27 protein-coding genes are annotated in these 23,647 nt (G+C 66.4%); 11 read left to right on the plus strand and 16 right to left on the minus strand.

What is annotated here, in order from left to right; translation table 11 throughout:
- Nucleotides 1-74 precede the first annotated feature (74 nt).
- Nucleotides 75-977 (minus strand): crotonase/enoyl-CoA hydratase family protein, encoded by a 903-nt coding sequence (locus ACLIJ1_RS04920; RefSeq protein WP_411364355.1) that lies wholly within the window; start codon nt 975-977, stop codon nt 75-77.
- A 69-nt stretch (nt 978-1,046) separates the two neighbouring features.
- On the opposite strand from ACLIJ1_RS04920, the gene ACLIJ1_RS04925 reads away from it, so the two are divergent.
- From ACLIJ1_RS04925 to ACLIJ1_RS04935, 3 genes are all read left to right on the plus strand, one after another.
- Nucleotides 1,047-1,892: a helix-turn-helix transcriptional regulator gene (locus ACLIJ1_RS04925; RefSeq protein ID WP_411364356.1), complete on the plus strand. Its 846-nt coding sequence runs from the start codon at nt 1,047-1,049 to the stop codon at nt 1,890-1,892.
- A gap of 82 nt (nt 1,893-1,974) precedes the next feature.
- Nucleotides 1,975-3,678 (plus strand): FAD-dependent monooxygenase, encoded by a 1,704-nt coding sequence (locus ACLIJ1_RS04930; protein ID WP_411364357.1) that lies wholly within the window; start codon nt 1,975-1,977, stop codon nt 3,676-3,678.
- Nucleotides 3,675-3,866: a DUF2783 domain-containing protein gene (locus ACLIJ1_RS04935; RefSeq protein ID WP_411364358.1), complete on the plus strand. Its 192-nt coding sequence runs from the start codon at nt 3,675-3,677 to the stop codon at nt 3,864-3,866. Before ACLIJ1_RS04930 ends, ACLIJ1_RS04935 begins: the two co-directional genes overlap by 4 nt.
- 3 nt (nt 3,867-3,869) lie before the next feature.
- Here ACLIJ1_RS04935 and ACLIJ1_RS04940 read toward each other — a convergent pair whose 3' ends face one another.
- Genes ACLIJ1_RS04940 through ACLIJ1_RS04955 form a run of 4 tightly spaced genes read right to left on the minus strand, consistent with a single transcriptional unit; the run spans nt 3,870 to nt 5,816 of the window.
- The gene (locus ACLIJ1_RS04940; protein ID WP_411364787.1) at nt 3,870-4,601 is read right to left on the minus strand and encodes a GyrI-like domain-containing protein; all 732 of its coding nucleotides are present in this window, start codon (nt 4,599-4,601) and stop codon (nt 3,870-3,872) included.
- Nucleotides 4,602-4,607: 6 nt separating this feature from the next.
- A complete protein-coding gene (locus ACLIJ1_RS04945; RefSeq protein ID WP_411364359.1) occupies nt 4,608-4,748 on the minus strand; it encodes a hypothetical protein in 141 nt (46 codons plus the stop codon).
- Nucleotides 4,745-5,356: a GyrI-like domain-containing protein gene (locus ACLIJ1_RS04950; protein WP_411364360.1), complete on the minus strand. Its 612-nt coding sequence runs from the start codon at nt 5,354-5,356 to the stop codon at nt 4,745-4,747. The genes ACLIJ1_RS04945 and ACLIJ1_RS04950 overlap by 4 nt, the downstream gene beginning before the upstream one ends.
- Nucleotides 5,340-5,816, minus strand: a complete 477-nt coding sequence (locus ACLIJ1_RS04955; protein WP_411364361.1) for a GyrI-like domain-containing protein — start codon at nt 5,814-5,816, stop codon at nt 5,340-5,342. Before ACLIJ1_RS04955 ends, ACLIJ1_RS04950 begins: the two co-directional genes overlap by 17 nt.
- Before the next feature lie 129 nt (nt 5,817-5,945).
- Here ACLIJ1_RS04955 and ACLIJ1_RS04960 point away from each other — a divergent pair, with 129 nt between their 5' ends.
- Complete coding sequence (locus tag ACLIJ1_RS04960) at nt 5,946-8,261, plus strand: YgiQ family radical SAM protein (RefSeq protein ID WP_411364362.1); 2,316 nt, start codon at nt 5,946-5,948, stop codon at nt 8,259-8,261.
- Nucleotides 8,262-8,311: 50 nt separating this feature from the next.
- On the opposite strand, the gene ACLIJ1_RS04965 is transcribed toward ACLIJ1_RS04960, so the two are convergent.
- Nucleotides 8,312-8,872 carry a hypothetical protein gene (locus ACLIJ1_RS04965; RefSeq protein WP_411364363.1) on the minus strand — a complete coding sequence of 187 codons (561 nt, stop codon included), beginning with the start codon at nt 8,870-8,872 and terminating at the stop codon, nt 8,312-8,314.
- Nucleotides 8,873-9,095: 223 nt separating this feature from the next.
- On the opposite strand from ACLIJ1_RS04965, the gene ACLIJ1_RS04970 reads away from it, so the two are divergent.
- The gene (locus ACLIJ1_RS04970; RefSeq protein ID WP_411364364.1) at nt 9,096-10,064 is read left to right on the plus strand and encodes a TraB/GumN family protein; all 969 of its coding nucleotides are present in this window, start codon (nt 9,096-9,098) and stop codon (nt 10,062-10,064) included.
- 137 nt (nt 10,065-10,201) lie between these two features.
- Nucleotides 10,202-10,714 (plus strand): bacteriohemerythrin, encoded by a 513-nt coding sequence (locus tag ACLIJ1_RS04975; protein ID WP_411364365.1) that lies wholly within the window; start codon nt 10,202-10,204, stop codon nt 10,712-10,714.
- A gap of 19 nt (nt 10,715-10,733) precedes the next feature.
- Here the strand turns inward: ACLIJ1_RS04975 and ACLIJ1_RS04980 are convergent, their stop codons facing one another.
- Nucleotides 10,734-11,417, minus strand: coding sequence for a DUF1294 domain-containing protein (locus ACLIJ1_RS04980; RefSeq protein WP_411364366.1), 684 nt, complete (start codon nt 11,415-11,417; stop codon nt 10,734-10,736).
- Between the two features lie 87 nt (nt 11,418-11,504).
- Here ACLIJ1_RS04980 and ACLIJ1_RS04985 point away from each other — a divergent pair, with 87 nt between their 5' ends.
- Both ACLIJ1_RS04985 and ACLIJ1_RS04990 read left to right on the plus strand, forming a co-directional pair.
- The gene (locus tag ACLIJ1_RS04985) at nt 11,505-11,852 is read left to right on the plus strand and encodes a TA system antitoxin ParD family protein (RefSeq protein ID WP_411364367.1); all 348 of its coding nucleotides are present in this window, start codon (nt 11,505-11,507) and stop codon (nt 11,850-11,852) included.
- The gene (locus ACLIJ1_RS04990) at nt 11,752-12,504 is read left to right on the plus strand and encodes an AAA family ATPase (protein ID WP_411364368.1); all 753 of its coding nucleotides are present in this window, start codon (nt 11,752-11,754) and stop codon (nt 12,502-12,504) included. Before ACLIJ1_RS04985 ends, ACLIJ1_RS04990 begins: the two co-directional genes overlap by 101 nt.
- A gap of 12 nt (nt 12,505-12,516) precedes the next feature.
- Here the strand turns inward: ACLIJ1_RS04990 and ACLIJ1_RS04995 are convergent, their stop codons facing one another.
- The gene (locus tag ACLIJ1_RS04995; protein ID WP_411364369.1) at nt 12,517-12,990 is read right to left on the minus strand and encodes an Lrp/AsnC family transcriptional regulator; all 474 of its coding nucleotides are present in this window, start codon (nt 12,988-12,990) and stop codon (nt 12,517-12,519) included.
- A gap of 112 nt (nt 12,991-13,102) precedes the next feature.
- On the opposite strand from ACLIJ1_RS04995, the gene ACLIJ1_RS05000 reads away from it, so the two are divergent.
- A complete protein-coding gene (locus ACLIJ1_RS05000) occupies nt 13,103-13,795 on the plus strand; it encodes an aspartate/glutamate racemase family protein (protein WP_411364370.1) in 693 nt (230 codons plus the stop codon).
- A 10-nt stretch (nt 13,796-13,805) separates the two neighbouring features.
- Nucleotides 13,806-14,651, plus strand: coding sequence for a class II glutamine amidotransferase (locus ACLIJ1_RS05005; RefSeq protein WP_411364371.1), 846 nt, complete (start codon nt 13,806-13,808; stop codon nt 14,649-14,651).
- 14 nt (nt 14,652-14,665) lie between these two features.
- On the opposite strand, the gene ACLIJ1_RS05010 is transcribed toward ACLIJ1_RS05005, so the two are convergent.
- Nucleotides 14,666-15,580, minus strand: a complete 915-nt coding sequence (locus tag ACLIJ1_RS05010) for a CoA transferase (protein WP_411364372.1) — start codon at nt 15,578-15,580, stop codon at nt 14,666-14,668.
- Between the two features lie 85 nt (nt 15,581-15,665).
- Nucleotides 15,666-16,850 (minus strand): 4-hydroxybenzoate 3-monooxygenase, encoded by a 1,185-nt coding sequence (gene pobA / locus ACLIJ1_RS05015; RefSeq protein WP_411364373.1) that lies wholly within the window; start codon nt 16,848-16,850, stop codon nt 15,666-15,668.
- Nucleotides 16,851-16,967: 117 nt separating this feature from the next.
- Here pobA and ACLIJ1_RS05020 point away from each other — a divergent pair, with 117 nt between their 5' ends.
- Entirely contained in the window at nt 16,968-17,750 is a 783-nt protein-coding gene (locus ACLIJ1_RS05020) for an IclR family transcriptional regulator C-terminal domain-containing protein (RefSeq protein WP_411364374.1), read from the plus strand.
- Between the two features lie 6 nt (nt 17,751-17,756).
- Here ACLIJ1_RS05020 and ACLIJ1_RS05025 read toward each other — a convergent pair whose 3' ends face one another.
- From ACLIJ1_RS05025 to ACLIJ1_RS05050, 6 genes are all read right to left on the minus strand, one after another.
- A complete protein-coding gene (locus ACLIJ1_RS05025; protein ID WP_411364375.1) occupies nt 17,757-18,470 on the minus strand; it encodes an ABC transporter ATP-binding protein in 714 nt (237 codons plus the stop codon).
- Between the two features lie 66 nt (nt 18,471-18,536).
- Entirely contained in the window at nt 18,537-19,301 is a 765-nt protein-coding gene (locus ACLIJ1_RS05030; protein WP_411364376.1) for an ABC transporter ATP-binding protein, read from the minus strand.
- Entirely contained in the window at nt 19,298-20,311 is a 1,014-nt protein-coding gene (locus ACLIJ1_RS05035) for a branched-chain amino acid ABC transporter permease (protein ID WP_411364377.1), read from the minus strand. Before ACLIJ1_RS05035 ends, ACLIJ1_RS05030 begins: the two co-directional genes overlap by 4 nt.
- Nucleotides 20,308-21,171 carry a branched-chain amino acid ABC transporter permease gene (locus ACLIJ1_RS05040; protein ID WP_411364378.1) on the minus strand — a complete coding sequence of 288 codons (864 nt, stop codon included), beginning with the start codon at nt 21,169-21,171 and terminating at the stop codon, nt 20,308-20,310. The genes ACLIJ1_RS05035 and ACLIJ1_RS05040 overlap by 4 nt, the downstream gene beginning before the upstream one ends.
- Nucleotides 21,172-21,266: 95 nt before the next feature.
- Complete coding sequence (locus tag ACLIJ1_RS05045) at nt 21,267-22,454, minus strand: ABC transporter substrate-binding protein (protein WP_411364379.1); 1,188 nt, start codon at nt 22,452-22,454, stop codon at nt 21,267-21,269.
- A gap of 197 nt (nt 22,455-22,651) precedes the next feature.
- Nucleotides 22,652-23,542, minus strand: coding sequence for a LysR family transcriptional regulator (locus ACLIJ1_RS05050; RefSeq protein WP_411364380.1), 891 nt, complete (start codon nt 23,540-23,542; stop codon nt 22,652-22,654).
- Nucleotides 23,543-23,647 lie beyond the last annotated feature (105 nt).

Here is a 23,647-nt window from a genome sequence, read left to right on the forward strand (position 1 = left end):
AAGAGGGGTAACGAGATGAACCGTACGTCTGGTTGCGCCTGTTGCGCAAAGCGCCTTGCGTTCCGCGAATGCCTTCAGCCCTGTCTGCGCGACTCCATCTCGCGGATCAGTGCGCGGGCCTCGTCGCTTTCCGGAATTGGCGTTCCACTGTCGCGCCACTGCACCGCCGCCTTGTAGCCCTGTTCCTGCGCGTAGCGGCGGAACCAGAGGCCTTCGGGGTTGTGGCGCGTGATGCCGTCGAACACGGTCGCCATTTGCTGCGACTGCTCCAGCCCCATCGCCAGCATCACCTGGTTGGCCACGATCTTGTGCATCGCCAGGTGCGATCGCGGCACGCCTGCGATGCGGCCCGCCAGCGCCATCACCTTCGCCTCCAGCTGGTCGGCGGGCACGGCTTCGTTCGCCAGCCCCCAGGCGGCCGCGGTGCGACCGTCGATCACGTCGCCGGTGTACATCATCTGTTTGGCGCGCAACGGGCCCAGGCGGTAGGTCCACATCGCCGTGGTCGGGCAACCCCAGACGCGGGTGGGCATGTAGCCGATGCGCGCGTCCTCGGCCATGACCAGCAGGTCGCAGCACAGAGCAATGTCGCTCCCGCCTGCCACCGCCGCACCGTGCACCTTGGCGATGGTCGGCTTGGCCGAGCGCCAGAGGCTCATGAAGTCCTCGGTGTGGCGTTTCATGACGGCGTAGTCCTCCAGCGGGTCCCACGGTTGGCTTTCCTGCTGGCAAGGGTGCTCGATCTGCTGTTCGGCGTAGCCGACCAGGTCGTAGCCGCCGCAGAAGCCCTTGCCGGCACCCTCCACCACGATCACGTGTATCTCCCGTTGTTCGTTGGCCCACTCGACCGCGGCGCGGATCTCGCGCGGCATCACATCGTTGATCGCGTTGTAGCGTTCCGGGCGGTTGAGCAGCAGGCGCGCAATGCGGGGCTGGTCGGGGTCGGGCGCGATGCGCAGGGTGCTGAAGTCGGGCATGGTGTTCTCCGGTGGCGGTGGCCTGCATGCTAGGAGCGCAGCGGCGTCGCCTGCGCTACAGTGCCCCGCATGTCCCGTCCCCCGCCGAGCCACTGGGTGCTGGGCAGTCGCCCGCTTCCCGCGCTGAATCTGCCACTGGCGCAGGCCAGCGCGTTGCTGTCCCACCTCGGGCAAGGCGCGCGCGACGCCGTGGCCGAAGACCTGCTGCGGCTGGTCGGGGCGCATGCTCCGCTGGCGCAATGCACGGTCTTCGCCTTCGAACCGGGCCGCAAGCCGGTGGTGGTGGCGGTCGGCGACCGCTCGCGCACGCAGGAGCTGCCCCACATCGCCGAGTCCTATGTGAGCCGCTTCTACCGGCTCGATGGGCTGGCGGAGGTGATGCAGGCCGAGTGGGCCGCGGCGCAGAGGGCCGGGTCGGACGCGCCGCGCATCCTGCTGCACCGCCAGACCGGCGCCGACATCGCCCACGCGGAGTACCGTCGGACTTGCTACGAACTGCCGCAGGTGGCCGATCGGCTGGCGGTGCTGGCGCTGTACGAAGGGCGGCGCTGGATGTCGGTGCACCTGTACCGCGGCACCGAACACGGCCCCTTTGACGATGCTGCCGTCGCCGTGGTCGAGGCCTTCGCGCCGCTGATCGTGCAGGCTGTGCGCCTGCACCACACCGGGCTGGCGGTGCACCAGGACTTGCGCGGTCTGTTGCTGGCGCGCGCGGTGCGGCGCTGGCCTGCTCTGACGCAGCGCGACAGTGATGTGGTGATGGCGCTTATGGACGGGCTGGACACCGCCGCGCTGGCTGCGCGCCTGGGGCTCACGGCGTCGAGCGCCCAGACCTACTGCCAGCGCGTCTACCGCAAGCTGGGTGTGGCCGGGCAGCGCGAACTGGTCGCGGCGCTGCTGGAGTCGGCCGGCTGAGGGCTTTCCCTTTCTGTCCTGTTTTCAGGACATGCGGCAGGCAACCGCTGCCTACACTGCGCGGCAGCACAGGAGACAGACCATGCACCAGCCGCACGCCGAACCCCGGCGCTCGATCTACTACGACTACCAGGTGTTCGACGCCTGGTTGCCGTCGTTGCACCCCAAGGAACAGCACGCCCCGGTCGTGATCGCCGGCGCCGGGCCAATCGGTCTGGTGACCGCGCTGGCACTGGCGCAGCACGGCGTCAAAAGCGTCGTGCTCGAAGCCGAGCGCCAGGTCTCCGAAGGCAGCCGCGCGATCGCATTCACGCGCCGTTCGATGGAGATCCTGCAGCAGGTCGGCGTGGCGCACCGCATCTCCGAGAACGGTCTGCCCTGGAACTGCGGCAACTCCTACTACCGCGGCCAGCGCGTGTTCCGCATGGAGAACCCGCACGACCCCGACGACCGCTTCTTCCCGCTGATCAACATCCAGCAGCAGTACCTGGAGCAGTACCTGGCCGAAGCCTGCGCGGCCAGCCCGCTGATCGAGCTGCGCTGGGGCAACAAGCTGGTCTCGTTCGAGCAACACAGCGCGGGCGCCACGCTGCAGGTCGACACCGCCGAAGGCCCGTACACGCTGAACGCCGACTGGCTGGTCGCCGCCGACGGTGCGCGTTCGGTCGTGCGCGCGCTGATGGACCTCAAGCTCGAAGGCGCGTCCTACGAAGGCAGGTTCGTCATCGCTGACATCCGCATCGACCTGCCGCTGCCGACCGAACGCCTGGCCTTCTTCGACCCCGACTGGAACCCGGGCAACACCATCCTGATGCACCGCGAGCCACACGGCCTGTGGCGGCTCGACTACCAGCTGCCGCCCGGCGAAACGCCCGAAGAGGCGCTGAAACCGGAGTCACTCAAGGCCCGCATCGACGCGCAACTGACCATGATCGGCCACGCTGGCATTTCCTGGGAAATGGACTGGTACTCGGTGTATTCGGCGCGCGCGCTCACGCTGCCCGACTATGTGCACGGCCGCGTGCTTTTCACTGGCGACGCGGCCCACCTGCTGCCGATCTTCGGTGTGCGCGGCGCGAACACCGGTTTCCAGGACGCGCAGGGCCTGGCCTGGCGGCTGGCGCTGGTGGTCAAAGGCCTGGCGCCCGCATCGCTTCTGCAGAGCTACAGCAGCGAGCGCGTGGGCGCCGCACGCGAAATCATCGACGAGGCCGGCAAGAGCACGCGCTTCATGACGCCGCCCACCCGCGGTTTCCGCCTGCTGCGCGACGCCGTGCTCTCGCTGTCGCTGACCCAGCCCTTCGTCGGGCCGCTCTACCACTGGCGCACTTCGCGGCCGCACGAATATGGTGCCTCTCCGATCAACGCCGTCGGCGACGACAACGACCTGTTCGACACCGGCCCGGGCCACGGTGCGCCGCCGCGCAACGTCTGCCTCGGCCCCGACGACTTCCTGCTGGATCACCTGGATCACCGTTTCACGCTGCTCCTCGCCACGGAGGCGTCGATCCCGGGCGAGCTGCTGGCAGTGGTCGCAGAAATGCGCGCCAAAGGCCTGCCGCTGCAGGTGATCGCTGTCGGCGCCAGCCAGCCGGTGTCCGGCGCCGACCTGACCCTGCCGGATGCCAGCGGCCATCTGCGCGAACGGCATGGCCTCCTGGACGGTGGCGCCTACCTGCTGCGGCCCGACCAGCACGTCTGCGCGCGATGGACGTCGCTGGACGCGACCCGCCTGCGCGACGCCCTCCATACCGCCGCCGGCCTGAACACGGGAGCCACCGCATGAGCAGCCAGAACGCCCTGACCATCCCAGGCCTTGAGCAGGTATACGACCAGCTCGCCACCGCCATCGACGCCGTCGGCGCCGAAAAAACCGAGTTGTTCCTCGTCAAGCTGGCGCTGATGAACGCCAACGCGCTGGCCGACCCGGCGCTGTTCCAGGCGCACATCGACGCTGCGCTGAAAGACCTGTGAGCCTCAGCGCGCAGTGGTGACCGGCGAGGCCAGCGGCAGGTAGATGTCGGTCAGCAGGTCCGCGGGCGCTGTGTCGCGCGGGCTGTTGAGGTATTCCTCGAACACCGGCTGGTCGGCGAGCGCGTGCCCCGAGCCGATGAGCCAGGTGCCGTAGAGCCACTGGTAGGCGTCGCGCATGTTGGGGTAAGGGCCGCGGTAGCGCAGCACACCGCAAGGAGTGCCGCCCAGCGTGAATCGCTGCAGCGGCGGCGCGACCTCGGCGCCGGGAGGCAGCGAGAACCCGGCGCGTGAACTCAGCTGCGATTCGGGAAAGGCAAACGGATCGTCCAGGTACTGCGCCAACCAGCGCGTGTCCGGCCGCATCAAACCCTGCGCCGCGAACCGGATCTGCGCGGTTTCGAAGGCGCGCCCGATGCGCATGTAGCTTCCCCGGTGCGGCAGGCCCGCAACCTCGATCGCAGGCACCTCGCGCACGGTCACCGGCCAGCCATCCGGCTGCGCCGCTGCGGCTGCCCTCCAGGGAAGGCCGTCGGTCCTTGTCTCGCGCCAGGCTTGCGGGCTCTCGCCGAAAAACTGGCGGAACGCGCGGGTGAACGACTGCGCATTCGGGTAGCCGCAGCGCCGGGCGATCTCGGTCACGGTCAGCGCGGTCTGCGCGAGGTAGCCCGAGGCCTGGTGCAGCCGCAGACGCCGCACGGTCGCCGCCACCGTTTCGCCCATCAGCGCGTGGTAGATCCGGTGCTAGTGGAAGGGCGACAGGTCAGCCACCACCGCCAGTTCGGCCAGGTCCAGCGGCTCGGCGAGGTGGTCGTGGATGTGGGCAGTGACGCGCAGCAGCTGAGCCCGGTAGTCAACCCATTGCGGTGATGGTGTGTTGCTCATGCCATCGGCTGCCGGACGATGGTTTTCCACTTCGCCGCCTCCGCGCGCCGGATGTCGCTGAGGTAGATCTCGTGGTGCTTGCCGCGCAGCGCCGAGCGCGCGGTGATGAAGGCGTGCAGCCGCTCGATGGTCGGGCCTTCCTCGGAGAACGGCCCGACGTGCAGGATCTGCGCGCAACGGCCTTCCGTCAGGCTGTCCAGCCGCAGCCGGTCCACACCCGGCAGCTTCTTTTTCTTGCGCACCTCGTCGATGGCCGCGCCGATCACCTCGTCGCCCACGAAGTCCGGCTGCACGATCATCGCGGTCCACTTCCAGCGGTCCTTGGCGCCGGTGCGGAAGGCCGACAGATCGTCCGACCACCACAGGCCTTCGAGCGGCATGACGCCGTAGTCGATGGCCTGTGGGCCCTTCTTGACCATGAACTTCGCCATGTACGAAACCGAGAACAGTGCCTCGACCGCCTCGGCATAGGCCGACGCGGTGTTGGGGTCGCCTTCGCCGTCGACCATCAGGTAGCGCAGCGTCGGCACCTCGACCACCGCCGGCTCTTTGGCCGAAGCCTGGTACAGGTCCTTCAGGGTCTTCTTCAGATCAATCTTCTCGTTCATTCAGGCCCCCCAAAACGCCGATGTGGATGCTGATCGAGCCGTCCGGCTGGTATCGCTCGTAGTCTGCCAGCGTGGTTTTCTGCAGGTCGCTGCGTTGCCAGATCTGCTGCCATTCGGCCTCAACGAGGTCGGGCCTGCCTTGCGCCACCTCAAACACCGCGCGCCGCGAGGCCGGCGCGACCACATGCACCAGCCCCTCGGGCGGCAGCGCGGGCGTGTCGCCGGGCACGGCGTGTCCGATCACCAGGGTGTACCAGCCCTGGTTGTCGACGCCCGCATTCTGGAAGTGGGTGTAGACCGCGTAGACATCGTCCGACAGCCGGTGCGGCACGCGTTCGGCGAGACCGGACTGTGCGAACCGCGCCCAGAGCGGCGGAATGGTCTGGAAGGCCTCGCCGTTGTGGGTGCGCAGGGCGAGGCCGACGACGTGCAGGGCCTGGGGTTGGGGGGTGAATCGCATGAGATCGCTCCAAGAAGGGTGGGGGAGCGACCCATTCTGGGCACGGGATACGGACATTTCTTGCGGTCCCGGACGGCAACAAGGTTGATGCCCAACACCTACACTTGCGGGTTACCCCGAACGCCCTCCATGAACGCCCCGATCGACGTCTCCTTTTTCGCGCGCAACGCCAAGCCGCTGACCAGTTACCGCCCGTACTGGGCCAAGCGCTTCGGTGTCGCTCCTTTCCTGCCCATGAGCCGGGCAGAAATGGAGCAGCTCGGCTGGGATTCGTGCGACATCATCCTGGTCACGGGCGACGCCTATGTGGATCACCCCAGCTTCGGCATGGCCGTGATCGGCCGGGTGCTGGAGGCACAGGGCTTCCGGGTCGGCATCATTGCCCAGCCCGACTGGCAGAGCGCCGAACCCTTCAAGGCGCTGGGCAAACCCAACCTGTTCTGGGGCGTGACGGCGGGCAACATGGATTCCATGATCAACCGGTACACCGCCGACCGGAAGATCCGCAGCGACGACGCCTACACCCCTGGTGACGTGGGCGGCAAGCGCCCCGACCGCGCCGCCATCGTCTACAGCCAGCGCTGCCGCGAGGCCTACAAGGATGTGCCCATCGTGCTCGGCGGCATTGAAGGCAGCCTGCGCCGCATCGCCCACTACGACTACTGGAGCGACAAGGTGCGCCGCAGCATCGTGGTGGACGCCAAGTGCGATCTGCTGCTCTACGGCAACGCCGAGCGCGCGCTGGTCGAGGTGGCACACCGCATCGCCGCGCGCGAACCCATCGAGCAGATCACCGACGTGCGAGGCACCGCCTTCGTGCGCCGTCCCGGCGACCCGACAGCCGAGGGCTGGATCGAGCTCGATTCGACCGAAGTCGATCAGCCCGGCCACGTCGAAGACCACATCAATCCTTACCTGACCACCAGCGAGCAGGCGCAGGCCCAGGGCCAGAGTTGTTCGAAGGAAGAGGGCGCCCCGGCCTCCGACCCCACCGTCAAACCCATCACCATTCACCGCCCGCAAGGTGCGGGCGGTGTGGCCAAGCTTCCGCGTGAGCGCACCGTGATCCGCCTGCCCAGCTACGAGCAGGTGAAGAGCGACGCGGTGCTCTACGCCCACGCCAATCGCGTGCTGCACCTGGAAACCAACCCCGGTAACGCCCGTGCGCTGGTGCAGGCGCACGGTGAAGGCAGCACGGCGCGCGACGTCTGGATCAACCCGCCGCCCATCCCGCTGACCACGGCCGAGATGGACTACGCCTTCGATCTGCCCTATGCGCGCAGCCCGCACCCGGCCTACGCCGACGAACACGGCAAACACGACGGCGCGACCAAGATTCCGGCCTGGGAAATGATTCGGTTCAGCGTGAACATCATGCGCGGCTGCTTCGGTGGCTGCACCTTCTGCTCCATCACCGAGCACGAAGGCCGCATCATCCAGAGCCGCTCCGAAGATTCGATCATTCGTGAAGTCGAAGAGATGCGCGACAAGGTGGCGGGCTTCACCGGCGTGGTCTCTGACCTGGGTGGCCCCACCGCCAACATGTACCGCCTGGGCTGCCGCAGCCCGGCCATCGAAGCCGCCTGCCGCAAGCCCAGCTGCGTCTACCCCGGCATCTGCCAGAACCTCACGACCAACCACGACCCGCTCATCAAGATCTACCGCCGCGCGCGGGCCTTGAAGGGCATCAAGAAGGTCCTGATCGGCTCCGGCCTGCGCTACGACCTGGCCGTCAAGAGCCCGGAATACGTGAAGGAACTGGTGCAGCACCACGTCGGCGGCTATCTCAAGATCGCGCCCGAGCACACCGAAGGCGGGCCGCTGTCCAAGATGATGAAGCCCGGCATCGGCAGCTACGACAAGTTCAAGCAGCTGTTCGAGAAGTACAGCGAAGAGGCCGGCAAGAAGCAGTTCCTCATTCCGTACTTCATCGCCGCGCACCCCGGCACCAGCGACGAGGACATGATGAACCTCGCGATCTGGCTGAAGAAAAACGGCTTCCGCGCCGACCAGGTGCAGACCTTCTACCCCAGCCCCATGGCCACCGCCACGGCCATGTACCACAGCAACCTCAACCCGCTCAAAGGCATCCACAGGGACGAGCGGGCCGAGCGGGTGGACATCGTGCGCGGCGACAAACGCCGCCGCCTGCACAAGGCCTTCCTGCGCTACCACGACCCGAACAACTGGCCGCTGCTGCGCGAGGCGCTCAAGGCCATGGGCCGCTCCGACCTGATCGGCAACGGCAAACACCACCTGATCCCGACCTTTCAGCCGATGACCGACGGCGGATATCAGAGCGCGCGCAAGAAGAACTCGACGCCAGGTGGGGCAGGGAAGGGTTCCGCTTCAAGCCCCGCTGGCAAGGCTCCGGTCAAGGGCCGGATCCTGACGCAGCACACGGGATTGCCGCCGCGGGCGGGGGTGAAAGACCGGAGGAAGTGAGGGCCTGGCCCTGGCGCTGGACGAACCCACTTCCCCCGGCGAGTGGCCTGTTAGCGGGAGTACCCAGTTTGCTGGGTTGCCGGTGCCAGGCCATCGCTGTCGCCGCTGCTCTTGATCAGCGCAGGTGCTGGTGCCTGTTTGGCCTCGGTTCTGGAGTAGGGCGATCCGACGCCCCAGCCGGTGAGGGTGATATTGGGTGCATCAGCAACGATGAACAGTTGCGATGCGCTGACCGTCATGTAGCCGACCAGGGTTTCCGATGGAAACGTCGCACTGATCGAGTCCACTTCGCCGCCCAGAAAGCTGGCCTTGGGGCCCAACTGGATGGTTCCTCCGGACGGACTGGGAATGACACCCAGGACGTTGTTACAGGCAGGGTCGGAGTGTGCGGTCGAATCGGTGAACGTTACGTTCAGTGAGGTGGCTGAAGCCTTGGAAAAATTGTTCGTTAGCCGTTTGAAGTAGGTATTGCCGTCATTTCCCACATAGGAATAGCAGGCAGACCTCCATGCGCCGACATATGCGTCGGCTGGTTCACTGGAACCTCCACCGCACGCGGCCAGGATCGAGATTCCTGCGGCGGTAAAGAACGTTTTGGACAAGCGGTTCATGAAATTCCTCCTTGAAAGTTGTGTGCCCAATTCGTGGATCAAGCGTAAGAAATCTTAACGATTGAAACAATATTGGCCGAAATATCGTACTACACGCTTCGGCTGGTTCTCGCCTCGCCAACAGGTCCGTTCGCTATGCAATTGACCACCAGCGTGCCGCGTCTGGCGAGGTCTTGTTGCCTGTCCTGTGACGCCAGCTGCGCACTGCACTGACAATGCATTGATGCTGCAAAGAACCCTCTCACGGCGTCACATCGCAAGCCTCGCCTTGGCCTTTGCCGGCCTGTGCGCCGCGGCAAACTCCAACGCCGCATCGGCTGGCGCCGGTTCTTGCCCACCCCAGCCCACGCCCCCCAGTCGCGAGCTGATGCTCAAGGCACAGCAGCAGGCGACCGACCGCGGTTTTCTCTGGCGCATCAGTCGCAACGGACGCGACTCCTATCTGTACGGGACGATCCACGCCGGACGGCCGGAGTGGTTCGCGCTGGGGCCGAGGGCGGAAGCTTCGCTGTTTCGCACTGGCGTGCTGGCGCTGGAGATTGATGTGACCGACCCGGCGGTGCAGTCGACCTTGCAGGACGCGACGCAGGGGCCGCCGCGGGCTCTGCCGGCTGAGCTGATGCAGTCGCTGCGCGCGGCCTGGGCAGCGGAGTGTCTGCCGGCGGCGGATCTGGATCGGGGCGCGCCGGAGTTTCATGTGTCCCAACTCGCGGTTGCGCAGGCGCAGCGTCAAGGCCTGTTTCCGCTCTACGGCGCCGAGTCGGTGCTGCTGATGCGCAGCCTGGGCGGTCAGCGCCCGGTGGTGGGGCTGGAGACGGCGCAGACCCAGCTTTCGGCGATCCTCGCGCGCAGCGACGACGAAGCGGCGGACATGGTGCGCGAAGCGCTGGCGGAGTTGCAGCGGCCGAAGGCGAACCAGGGGCTGGCGCGGCTGGCCCGTGCATGGGAGACCCGCGATTTCAAGGACATCGAGGCCTATGCGGAGTGGTGTGATTGCCTGAACTCACCGAACGAGCGCGAGGCCTATGCGCGCCTGGTGGACGGGCGCAACCCGGGGCTGGCCGATGCGATCGAGCGGCTGCATGCGGATGTGAGCGTGTTTGCGGCAGTGGGTGCGCTGCACATGGTGGGGCCGCAGGGCTTGCCCAGGTTGCTGCAGGGCAAAGGTTTCAAGATCGAGCGCGTCTACTAGGCAGCATGTACTCAGGCTTGGTGTGAAAAATTGAGGTAGGTCATGGTCTGAGTGGATTTCGCCACACCGCTGCGCGATCTCTCACACAATTTGTCACTTTTCCGGGTGGCACCTGTCACCTGATGAGGGGCACCCACATGACACATCTGAACTGGACGACCGACCTCGAAACCGGCATCCGCGAAATCGACGGTCAGCACAAGCGGATCGTTGAGTACATCAACCAGCTCTATGACGCACGTGACCACCACGACCGCGCGGCCGTGGGTGCGGTGATCGACGAGATGGTCGACTACACGCTGTCGCACTTCGCGTTCGAGGAATCTCTGATGGCGGACGCGGGCTACATGTTTGCCGGCCCGCACAAGAAGATCCACGAGCTGTTCACCCGCAAGGTGGGCGAATACCGCATGCGCTTCGATGCGGGCGAAGACGTCGCGTCCGAACTGCACGCCATGCTCTCGCGCTGGCTGTTCAACCACATCCGCAACGACGACCGCAGCTACTCGGACGCGGTGAAGGTGTATCTGAAGAACGTCAGCCACGGTGACGCCGACATGAAGGCGCAGATCAAGGAAGAGCTGATCCGCGAGCTGCACCTGAACAAAAAGAAGGGCTTCTTCGCGCGGCTGTTCGGCGGGGGCGAGTAAGCAGACTCCGCCCGGGCGTTCAGCGGGCCAGCGGCAACCAGGGCAGCAGCACCCAGCCGCCCAGTGCGATGACGTTCAGGATCGCCGTCATCCAGTAGACATTGCGGAACGCCTGCTTGGACGACTTGTGCCGCAGGATCTGGTGCGCAAACCACGCGCCGGGCCAGCCGCCGAGCAGGCCGAAAAGGTGCAGGGTGTTTTCCGCCGTGCGCCAGGCGCCCTTGGTTGCGGCGAACTTGTCCTGCCAGTAGACGAAGAACGTGACCAGGTTCAGGACCAAAGCCGCAGGCAGGAACATCCAGGTCAGGCGACCGAGCGACACGCCCGCGACGAGCAGGCCAAGCCAGACGATCATCAGTGCAAACGCAGGCCAGGCGGAAGTTTCCTGCCGGGGCGCCGATGTGTTGCGGGAGGACTGGCTTCGCTGCGGCCTTCGGGCCGCGGGCGCTGCCGTGCGCGAGGTGGCGCGCGGAGACTGCAGGGGGGCGGCGGCTCGCTCGTTCTCCGGGCGGACGTCCATGGCCCGGGGGCCTTTGCTGCCAACATGGATTTCTTCGAAGCTGACCCGGGAGTTGATGGCGGGTGGTGCCTTGCCGCGCCAGTCGCGGATGTGGACAAACAGCTGTGCGCTGGATTGCGGGCTTTCGATGAAACCGAAGCCCTTGGCGTCATCCCATCGGATGAGGGTGCCTTGTTTTCTCATGACGGCGCTTTCCTCCTAGAGCGGCCGATGATACAAATTTGCCGATTGCCGCACTTTGGCGCAAAATGCGCCAAACAGGAGTCTGCCATGCCCGCTTCCCCGAGCCCGTTTGCATCCGTGAAACTGCCCGCTGCCCTGGTGCAGCAGGCGCGTGAGGCGGCCCAGCCGCAGCGCCGCTCGGTGGCGGGGCAGATCGAATACTGGGCCACGCTGGGTCGCATCGCCGACGAAACCGGCCTGACGGTGCAGGAGGCCCGCGAAGCCATCGCCCGCTACGACGCCCGCCAGAGCGGTGGCGCCCTGGACGAATCGCTGGACGCGATCGAAGCGCGCTTTGCCGACGCCGAAACCACCGGCCGGCTGGTGCAGGCGGTGCGCAGCACGGTCAGCGCCAACCGCCAGAAGGCCGACGCCGCAATGCCGCGCGCCGCCTGACGAAGCCCGAACCGACCTCGCGTCCACGCCCGGTTTGGCTGCCCCGGTTTTCTATCTGCTGGCCGGCCCCAACGGCGCCGGCAAATCCACGCTCTACCGCTCGGCCGTGGCCGAGGGCCTGATTCCTGCCGGCGCCGAATTCATCAACGCCGACCTGCATGAGACGGCGCAGCTGCAGCACATCGCCGACCCGTCCGAGCGCTCGCGGCAGGCGCGCCTGTGGGCCGACGCACGGCGTGCGCAGTGCCTCGAACAGGGGCGCTCGTTCGCCAGCGAAACCGTGTTCTCGCACACCTCCAAGCTCGACCTGATGGCTGCGGCAAAGCGGGCAGGCTTTGCCGTGGTGCTGCTGGTGGTGTGCGTCGACGATCCGCAGCAACTGCTCGGGCGCGTGGCGCAGCGCGTGCGGGAGGGCGGGCACCCGGTACCGCCGGAGCGCATCCTCGCGCGCTATCCGCGCACGGTGCGGCACCTGGGAGTGGCGGTGCGGCGGGCCGATCTGGCCTTGCTCTACGACACCTCGGTGCCTCCGGGCGAGCTGTTCCAGCTGCCGCGGCTGGTGGCGAGGCTGCGGGCGGGGGCGGTCAGCTGGCAGGCCGAGCCGCTGCCGGGCTGGGCGCACGAGGTGCTGGAGCCAACGCCCCAGCGTTGATGGGCATCGCCTTCAGTCGGCGTAGTCCAGCGGCAGGGCGGTGGTGTTCTTGAGTTCTTCCATCGCGAAGCTGCTGCTGACGTCCGACAGGTCGACCGAGCGGATCAGGCGCTGGTAGACCCTGTCGTAGGCCGCGATGTCGGGCACCAAGATCTTCATCAGGTAGTCGACGTCGCCACTCATGCGGTAGAGCTCGACGATTTCGGGAATGTCGCGCACCGCGTCGCGAAAGCGCTCGAACCAGGCCTGGTTGTGCTGGCTGGTGCGCACCGAGACGAAGACCGTCACGCCCAGATTGATCTTGGCCGCATCGACCAGGGCGACCTGGCGCGTGATGAAGCCCTGCTCCCGCAGGCGCTGGATGCGGCGCCAGCAGGGCGTGGACGAGAGGTGCACCGCGGCGGCGACCTCGGCCAGCGGGGTATCTGCGCTGCGCTGCAGAATCTCCAGAATCTGTCGGTCCGTGGCATCCAGTTTTCTTTTCATGGTATTTCTGAGCAAGTTAATGCTCCATATTGCCTTCATCGAGGCAGAAAAGGCAAGCCATTTCCACGGGGGAGATGGGAAACTTCCTGCATCGCTTCACCACGGAGAATCCATGAAAACCATTGGCCTGATCGGCGGCATGAGCTGGGAGTCGACCACCCTCTATTACCAGATCATCAACCGCGAGGTGGCGCGCCGGCTGGGTGGCCTGAGCAGTGCGCGCATGAACCTGGTCAGCCTCGATTTCCAGGACATCGCCCAGCGCCAGCGCGCTGGCGACTGGGACGGCATGGCGGGCATCCTGTGCGACGCCGCGCGGCGCCTCAGCGATACCGGCGCCGAGTGCCTGCTGATCGGCACCAACACCATGCACCAGCTGGCGCCGCAGGTGCAGGCGGCGACCGACGTGCCGCTGATCCACATCGCCGACGTCACGGCCGACGCGATCCTGGCGCAGGGGCTGGACACGGTTGGCCTGATGGGCACGCGTTTCACGATGGAACGCGCTTTCTACGTCGAGCGGCTGGCCCAGCGCGGCATCCGCTGCGTGCTGCCCGACGAGGTGCAGCGCCAGGAGATCCACCGCATCATCTTCGAGGAGCTGTGCCGCGGCGAGCTGCACGAAATCTCGCGCCAGTGGTTCACCGACTGCATCACCGACCTGCGGTCGCGCGGCGCGCAGGGCGTGGTGCTGGGCTGCACCGAGCTGCCGCTGATCATCCGCCCCGAAGATAGCCCGATCCCGACCTTCGACACCACGGCCTTGCACGCGCTGGCAGCGGTGGAGTTTTCACTGGCGAACTGAAGGGTTGCCGATGTGCCAGCTTCTGGGCATGAACAGCAGCGCCGCGGCCTCGATCCGTTTCTCGTTCACCGGATTTGCGCAGCGCGGCGGCTGCACGGCGGACCACATCGATGGCTGGGGCATCGCGTTCTACGAACCATCGGGCGCTCGTTCTTTTCTCGACGACCGCCCCGCCAGCGAATCGCGGCTGGCGGCCTTCGTGCGCGAGCACCCGATCCGCTCGCACAACGTGATCTCGCACATCCGCAAGGCGACGCAGGGTGCGGTCGGCCTGGCGAACACCCACCCGTTCAGCCGCGAGTGGCTGGGGCGGCACTGGTTCTTCGCACACAACGGCGACCTGCAGAATTTCCACCCACCGCTGGACGGCAGTTACCTGCCGGCCGGCAGCACCGACAGCGAGAAGGCGTTCTGCTACCTGATGCAGCGGCTGCGCGCCGCGTTCGCCGGCTGGCAGCGGCCGCCGACCTGGGACGCGATTGCGCCTGAACTGGCGATGTGCAACGCCGAGATCGCGCGCCACGGCAACTTCAACTATCTGCTGACCAATGGCGAGGCGCTGTTCGTGCACTGCTCCAGCCAGCTCGCGACCCTGCAGCGCGCGCACCCGTTCCCGCACGCGCGGCTGATCGACTGCGACCTGAGCATGGACTTGGGTGAACTCAACGGGCACGACGACCGCATGGTGATCGTCGCGACCGAACCGCTGACCTCGGACGAAGTCTGGGAAACGCTGAACACCGGTGATACGCGGGTGTTCGTCGGCGGAACGCCGGTGTGGTCGCACCATTGCGAGCGCACACGCCGCTTTCCCGTGCCGGGTGAGGTGGCGGCACCTGTGTCCGAAACCGCCTGAGGCGGTAGGAGCCGTCAGCTGCCGAGCGTGTGCAGCGGAATGTCGCGCGCGGTGGCAAGCGCGTCGAGCTGCTTGCGCGTCTGGCCGGCGAGGAAGGCGGCAATCGCCTTGTGCGTGGCAGGCTGGAACAGGCTGCCCATGCCGTGCATCGCGACACCGGCCGCGGCGCACAGCGAGGCCGCGAAGTGCGGCTCCAGTGCGGCCACGGCGACTCGACCGTCCTTGCAGGGGTAGACGCGGTAGCCCGCGTGCGCACCGCCGACGGCGCCCTTGGGCTGCGTCAGGCCCCAGGTGCGGGGCAGGGCGAGCCAGGCGGCGGCATCGCTCAGCGCGACTTCCTGGAACGAGCCCTTGCCGCTGGTTTTCTGCACCAGCACGGCCTTCAGCGCCGCTTCGCTGGCCATGAGCGCGCCGCCCATGTCGGCAAACAGCGTGGCGGGCAGGTCCAGACCGGTCACGAGGCCCGCGTCGGCCAGATAGGTGAGGTCGTGGCCCGGTTCTTCGGCGCGCGCGCCGGGTGCGCCGACGATGGCGACCACCGACAGCGCCGGGTAGGCCTTGTGCAGCGCTTTCCACGTGAGCCCGAGCTTGGCCAGCGCCGAGGGGCGGAACGAGGTCAGCAGCACGTCGGTGCGCGCCAGTTCCTTGTGCAGGTTCTGCTGCCCTTTCTCGCTCTTGAGGTCGATGGTCACGACCTTGATGCCCGCGTGCAGCGTGTCGTAGGCACCGCGGTTGTACTGGCCCATCGGGTCGCCGGTGCTTGAGCCTTTCGGGCTGGGCGGTTCGGCCTTGAGGCAGGTCGCGCCCATGGCCTTCAGGCGCATGAACGCGGCCGGGCCGGGCAGGTTCAGCGCGAGGCTGAGCACGCGCACACCGCGCAGGGGTTTGAGGGGCTTTGCGATGGGGGAGGAAGAGGGGGATGCGGACATGGCGGTACAGGTTGACGTTTGCGTCAATGTACCGCCAAGTGATGACCACCGGCGCGCGCAGGAGACACGCCCGGCCGCATCGTGGTCACTGCCCGAAATCCAGCGGCAGGCCGACGTAGTTTTCGGCGATGGTTTTCAGGCCGGCTTCGGAGTGCATCAGGTAGTCCAGCTCGGCCTGCTGCAGCTTGCCGTTGATGGCGCCTTCGTTGTCGAAGTTGTGCATGATGGACGTGAACCACCAGCTGAAGCGCTCGGCGCGCCAGATGCGCTTGAGGCAGCGCTCGGAGTAGCTGTCGATGCCGGCTTCGCTCTTGTCGCTGTAGAACTCGACCAGCGCGTTGCTCAGGTACTTCACGTCGGTGGCCGCCAGGTTCAGGCCCTTGGCACCGGTGGGCGGCACGATGTGGCCGGCGTCGCCCGCAAGGAACATGCGGCCGAAGCGCAGCGGCTCGGTGACGAAGCTGCGCAGCGGCGCGATGCTCTTTTCCAGGCTGGGGCCGGTCACCAGTTTTTCTGCCGCTTCCGGGTCCAGGCGCAGCTTGAGCTCGTTCCAGAAGGCGTCGTCGCTCCACTGTTCGATCTTGTCGGTCAACGGCACCTGCAGGTAGTAGCGGCTGCGCGTGGCGCTGCGCTGCGAGCACAGCGCAAAACCCCGCGGGTGGTTCACATAGATCAGTTCGTGGTGCACCGGCGGTGTATCCGACAGCAGGCCGAGCCAGCCGAAGGGATAGACCTTTTCAAACTCCTTGATCGCGTTGCGGGGCGCGCTGGCACGGCAGACGCCATGGAAGCCGTCGCAGCCGGCGATGAAGTCGCAGTCAATGGTGTGGCTCTGGCCATCCTTCTCATAGGTGACGCGCGGCTTGGCGGTGTCGAAATCGTGCACCTGCACGTTGGCGGCCTCGTACACCGTGGGCAGGCCCGCGGCCTTGCGGGCGTCCATCAGGTCGCGGGTCACTTCGGTCTGGCCGTAGACCATGACTTTCTTGCCGCCGGTGAGTTTTTCCAGGTCGATGCGGTGGCGCTCACCGTTGAACAGCATGTCGAATCCGGTGTGCACCAGGCCTTCGGCATGCATGCGCTGCCCGACACCCGCTTCGTCCATCAGATCGGTCGCGACCTGCTCCAGCACGCCGGCGCGGATGCGGCCGAGCACGTAGTCGGGGCTCTGGCGTTCGACGATGACGGCGTCGATGCCGGCCTTGTGCAGCAGCTGTCCGAGCAGCAGGCCGGAGGGGCCTGCACCGACGATGGCGACCTGGGTGCGCATGGGAATGTCTCCTGATTCTGTGGAATGCACAGACTGTAGGCAGCCGCCTTTCATGTCTCAATACCACGGCGGCGGCGCTGCGCGGTCATCAGATCAAATGTGCGATCATCGCGCACTATGACCACCGAACTCCGTCAGATCGCCAAGGCCGACTTCATCGAGGGCATGGCCAAGGGCATGGCGGTGCTGGAGAGCTTCGACACCGAACGCCAGCGCCTGAACGCCACCCAGGCCGCCGAGCGCGCCGGCCTCACGCGCGCCGCTGCGCGGCGCCACCTGCTGACACTGGCCTATCTGGGCTACCTCGACACCGATGGCACGCACTACTGGCTCTCGGCCAAGGTGCTGCGCTTTTCGGGCAGCTACCTGTCATCCGCCAGGTTGCCCCGCCTGCTGCAGCCCACGCTGAACCGGCTGGCGGCGCAAACGCGCGAATCGTTTTCGGCCGTTGTGCTCGACGGCGACGAAGTGGTGATCGTGGCGCGCAGTGCGTCGGTCGGCGGGCAGCGGCTGATGGCCTACGGCCTGCACCTGGGCGCTCGGCTGCCGGTGCACGCGACGTCGACCGGGCGTGTGCTGCTGGCGGCGATGCCTCGGGTGGCGTTCACCGCCTGGCTCAAGGGGCGCGAGCTGGCGCGGCTGACGCCGAAGACGACGGTCGATCACAAGGCCTTGCGCGCCATCGTGGCCCACGTCAAGGCCGACGACCACGCCGTCGCCAGCGAAGAACACGAACTCGGCGTGCACGCCTTGGCGGTGCCACTGCGCAACATGAAAGGCCAGACGGTGGCGGCGCTCAACGTGGTGGCTTCGCCCGACCGGCTGGTGCCGGCCGCAATGCGCAAGGACCTGCTGCCGCTGCTGCTGGACGCGGCGCGGGAACTGCGGCCGCTGCTCTGAGCGGCCTCAGACGCCCAGGTACTGTTCCAGCAGTTCGGGTTTGGACAGCAGCTCTTGCGACGACCCTTCGAACACCACCTCGCCCTTGACGAGGATGACGTTGCGGTCGGTGATCTGCGTGACCTGCTTCCAGGCCTTGTCCACGATGATGCTGCTGATGCCGCTTTCGCGGATCAAGCCGCAGATGCGCCAGATCTCGCGGGCGATCAGCGGCGCCAGGCCTTCGGTCGCCTCGTCGAGGATCAGCACGTCAGGGTTGGTCATCAGCGCGCGGCCGATGGTCAGCATCTGCTGTTCGCCACCGGACAGCTGCTGCCCACCGTGGCCCAGGCGCTCGGACAGGCGCGGGAAGGTTTCGAGCACGCGGTCGTAGGTCCAGTCGCGCTGCCCCTTCGTTCCGGCGCGCGCCGACATCAGCAGGTTTTCCTTCACGCTGAGGTTGCCGAAGATGCCGCGGCCTTCGGGCACGTAGGCGATGCCCTGTCGCGCGATCTCGAAGGTCGGCGCGCCGGTCATGGCCTGTCCCTTGATGTGTACCGTGCCGCCGCTGGGCTTGACGATGCCCATGATGGACTTGAGCAGGGTGCTCTTGCCCATGCCATTGCGGCCCATCAGGCCGATGGTCTGGCCCGGCTGGACGGTGAAGTCAATACCGCGCAGGATGTGGCTCTGGCCGTAGTGCGTGTGCAGGCCGGTGGCCTGGATCAGGGGTGGACTCAATGGATAACCTCCGTGCTTCGCACTGCGGTGCGAGCTTGCTTGGGGCGGCCCTGCGCGGCGCTCATGTCAATGCTCCTCGCCAAGGTAGGCCGCCTGCACCATCGGGTCGTTGCGCACCTCAGTCGGCGTGCCGCTGGCGATCACCTGTCCGTTGACCATCACGGTCAGCTGGTCGGCCAGCGCGAAGACGGCGTCCATGTCGTGTTCGACCAGCATCATCGCGTGGTCCTTTTTGAGCTTGAGCAGCAGCTCGATCATGCCTTCGGCCTCGGCCTGGCCCATGCCGGCCAGCGGTTCGTCCAGCAGCAGCACGGTCGGCTCGGTGGCCAGCGTCATCGCGATTTCGAGCTGGCGCTGCTCGCCGTGGCTGATGGTGGCGGCGACGGTCTGCGCTCGGTGGGTCAGGCCGGCGAGTTCGATGGCGCGTTCGCAGCGCTCGTTGACGACCTTCATGGCGGCGGCCGACTGCAGCCAGCGCAGCGGGTTCCAGGGCGCGTGCCGCTCACGCGACTGCGCGGCCAGGCGGACGTTTTCCCACACGGTGAAGGGCAGGAAGATGTTGGTCTTCTGGTAGCTGCGGCCCAGGCCCAGGCGCGAGATCGACTCGGGGGTGTGACCAGCGGTTTCTTCGCCACCGAACAGGATTTTTCCCGAGGTCGGCTGCAGGTCGCCCGAGAGCAGGTTGGTCAGCGTGGACTTGCCGGCACCGTTGGGACCGATGACCGCGTGCAGGTTGTCGCGGTAGAGCTTGACCGAGACTTCATTGACGGCCGCGAGGCCACCGAAGCGTTTGGTCAGCCTGTCCGCAGCGAGCAGGGCGACATCGCTCATTTCGATGCTCCCTTGTTGCGGTTCAGGAACTTCTCGCCCAGGCCCAGCAGGCCGCGCGGCGCCACGATCACGATGAACACGATGAACAGGCCCATCCAGAGTTGCCAGTGTTTGCCGGTCTCGAAGCTGCCGATGGCGGGCAGGTCCTTGACCAGGTGCAGCACGTATTCGAAGCTGAAGGCACCGACGATGGCACCGGCGAAGTTGCCCATGCCGCCGAGGATGACCATCATGATCGCGTGCGCGCTCATGTGGAAACCCATCAGCTCGGGGTTCACGAAACCGGTCTGTGCGGCCCAGAGGTAGCCGGCGACCCCGGCCAGCGTGCCCGCCAGCGTGAAGGCGGCGAGCTTGTAGCCGAAGCTGCTGTAACCCACGGCGCGAAGCCGATGCTCGTTGACCCGGATGCCCGCCAGCACGCGGCCGAAGGGCGAGAACAGCACGCGGCGCAGGAACAGGTAGACCGCGACCAGCACCACCAGGGTGAAGTAATAGAAGTGGCGCTTGTTTTCCAGGTCCAGGCCGATGGCGGTCGCGTCGGGCCGGAAGTTGACGTAGATGCCGTCCGAGCCGCCCAGCGACTTGTTGTCGAAGAACAGGAAGAACACCATCTGCGCGAAGGCCATGGTGACCATGATGAAGTAGATGCCGTGGGTGCGCACCACGAAGAAGCCGATCACCAGCGCAGCCAGACCGGCCCCGGCCGCCGCCAGCGGCAGGCTCCAGAACAGGCTGATCGGCGTGTCCTGCGGCGTGAGGAAGGCCAGCGCATAACCGGCCAGTCCGAAGTAGGCCGCGTGGCCGAGCGAGACCAGACCGGTCACGCCCTGCAGCAGGTCCAGGCTCATCGCGAAGATCGCCAGGATCATCATCTGCGAGAGCAGCTGCAGGTAGAAGTCGGTGCTTTCCATCGGCACCAGCGGGAAGGCGGCGAGGGCGATGGCACCGGCGATCAGCACGGCCTGCATCGAACGCGGCAGTCTTTCGAGTTGTGCTTTGGCGTTGCTCATTGCTTGAACAGCCCTTCCGGCTTGTAGAGCAGCACCGCTGCCATCAGCATGTAGACCGCCATGCCGGCGACCTGCGGCAGCAGCACCTTGCCGAAGGTGTCGACCAGACCCACCAGCAGGGCCGCGACCAGGGCGCCTCGCACCGAGCCGATGCCGCCGATCACCACCACCACGAAACACATGATCAGCACCGAGCTGCCCATGCCGGGGTAGACGCTGGACAGCGGCGAAGCCACCATGCCCGCCACCGCGGCCAGCGCCACGCCCAGCGCAAACACGACGCCGTGAATCAGGCGGATGTTGATGCCCAGCGCCTCGGTCATCTCGCGGTTGAAAGCGCCGGCGCGGATCTTCATGCCCAGCCGCGTCTTGCTGATCAGGCCGTAGAGGCCCAGCGCCAGCACGATGCACACGCCCGAGACCACCAGCCGGTAGACCGGGTAGGACAGGTTCTCGGTCAGCTGGATCGACTGGTTCACCGCTTCGGGCACGGCGACCGAGTGCACGTCGTCGCCCCAGAGGATCGAGCGGATCTCTTCAAAGATGTAGATCAGGCCGAAGGTCAGCAGCACCTGGTCCAGGTGGTCCCGGTGGTAGAAGTGCCGGAACAGCAGCCATTCCAGCAGCCAGCCGAACGCAACCGCAATGATGCTGCCGACGACGATCGCCAGCACCAGGCTGTCGAACTGCGCCGCCAGTGCCCAGGCGAGGTAGGCGCCGAGCATGTAGAAGCTGCCATGGGCGAGGTTGACCACGCCCATGATGCCGAAGATCAGCGTCAGGCCGGCGGCCAGCATGAACAGCAGCAGCCCGTACTGCAGGCTGTTGAGCAGTTGAATGAGGAAATTGGCGAAGTCCATGGCAGACCCGAAAGGTCAAGGATGCCGCCGAACCGGCTTGGCCGGGCGGCTGGCATCGCCCCTTGGGGGGAGATGCCGAAGGCAGCGCGGGGGGATCAACTCAGCTTGCAACCGGCGCCGGAGTCGGCCACGGCCTTCTGAGCCACGCCGATGACCTTGTTTTCCTTGTTCTCGACCTTGCGCAGGTACATGTCCTGCACCGGGTTGTGGGCCTTGCTCATGGTCCACTTGCCACGCGGGCTGTCGATGGTCGCGCCCTCCATCGCGGCGTACAGTGCCTTCTTGTTGTTCAGGTCGCCCTTGACGGCGTTGGCGCCCTTGACCATCAGCAGGCCGGTGTCGTAGCCCTGCACGGCGTAGACGTCGGGCTGCAGCTTGAAGGTCTTGGCGTATTCCAGGCGGAATTTCTTGTTCAGCGCCGTGTCCAGCGAGTCGCTGTAGTGCATGGTGGTCAGCACGCCGTTGGCGGCGTCACCGGCGGCATCGAGCACGCCTTCGGTCAGGAAGCCGGAGCCGTAGAGCTGGATCGACTTGTTCAGGCCTGCGGCGGCGTAGTCCTTGAGGAACTTGGCCGCGCCGCCACCGGCGAAGAAGCAGGCCACGGCGTCGGGCTTGAGTGCGGCGATCTCGGTCAGAAGGGCCTGGAACTCGACGTTGGGGAAGGGCAGCCCCAGCTTCTTGACGATGGTGCCTCCAGCGGCGGTGTAGCTCTGCTCGAAGCCTTCAAAGGCTTCGTCGCCGGCCGCGTAGTTCCAGGTGATCCAGACCGCCTTCTTGTGACCGCGGTCGACCATGGCCTTGCCCAGCGCCAGCGTCGGCTGGGAATTGGTGAACGAGGTGCGGTACACGTTGGGGGCGCACTGGGCGCGGGTGGCGATATGCACGCCGGCGTTGGGGATCAGGTTGAGCACGCCGGATTCGCGCGCGACCTTGTGAATGCCCATCTGGACGCCGGAGTGCACGGTGCCGACCAGCACATCGACCTTGTCGCGCTGCACGAGGCGCTGCGCGTTTTCGATGCCCTTGGCCGGGTTCGATTCGTCGTCGACCTTGAAGTATTCGATCTCCCGGCCACCAAGCTTGCCGCCCTGTTCGTTGATGGCCATGCGAAAGCCGTTTTCGATCGCCACGCCCAGCTGGGCGAACGTACCGGTGTAGGGCAGCATGAAGCCCACGCGCAGCTTGTCGGACTGGGCGCGCACGATCTGCGGCAGCAGCAGGCCGGACGAAGCGGCGCCGATCACGGCGGCAGAACGGGTCAGGACGAGTCGGCGGGTGGTCATGGAAGGGTCTCCTGGGAGGTCATCAAAGATGCAGTCACTGTAGGCTGGCACCCGGCGTCTGGCGATACAGGCTTTCCCGTACTTTAGGGTTGAAGTATTCAGGAATGAAGGATAAAGGCCAGGTGAGGCAAGCTTTGACATGCAGTATCGTGCATGTTGTGCAGAATATTGCGAGGGGAAACCCTTGAAGGCGACCGCTACCAGCGTTGTTCTGAATACCGTTCCGCCAGGTAGTCCAGCAAGGCTCGCACCGCGGGCGACAGGTGTTTGCGCGACGGGTAGAGCGCGTGGATGGCCATGTCCGGGGGCTGCCAGTCGGGCAGCACCGACCGCAGCCGGCCAGCGGCCAGGTGCGGGTTGGCCAGGTAGGTGGGTTGCAGCGCAACACCGCCACCGGCCAGTGCCGCTTGCAGCAGTGCGGTGGCTTCGTTGGCGCTGAGCTGGCTGCGCACCTGGACCTCGCAGTGCTCGTCGTTGCGGCGCAGGGTCCAGGTGCTCTTGCCGAAGTTGGCAAAGCTCAGGCACCGGTGGTTTTCGAGGTCGGCTGGCACCTTGGGCGCACCGTGCTCCGCCAGGTACTCCGGCGAAGCCACCAGCACCGAGGTGCAGGGCGCCAGCACCCGGCCGATCAGGCTGGGGTCGGGCTCGGCGCTGATGCGGATTGCCAGATCGATGCGCGCCTCCACCAGATTGAGCGCGCCCTCGCTGGCGTTGAGGTCGATCTTGAGTTGCGGGTGCCGCTTGAGGAAATCGGCCAGCGCCGCCGCCAGCTGCGCGTAGGCGAACGAGATGCTGCAGGTGACGCGCAGCTGCCCGCGCAAGGCAGTGCCATGGCGGCTGGTTTCCTGCTCCACATCCTCCATCAGCGCCAGCATCTGCTGGCTGCGGCGCAGGCAACTCTCGCCCGCGTCGGTCAGCGTGACGCTGCGGGTGGTGCGCTGCAGGAGGCGGGCGCCCAGCCACTGCTCCAGTGCGCCCACGTGGCGCGTGACCATGGCGCGCGACATGTCCAGCTGGTCGGCGGCGGCGCTGAAGCTGCCGTTCCCGGCCACAGCCACGAACACGCGCATGGCGGTCAGTCGGTCCATGATTTGATCGATTTGTGAAACAGATATGGGCAAATTATGCGGTTTATCTGTCTGTTTATTGAAACTACAGTCTGCTTCGGCACTGAAGAGTGTCACCGTCCCAAC

The sequence above is a fragment of the Hydrogenophaga sp. RWCD_12 genome, from assembly GCF_046604225.1.
Classification (GTDB): Bacteria; Pseudomonadota; Gammaproteobacteria; order Burkholderiales; family Burkholderiaceae_C; genus Hydrogenophaga.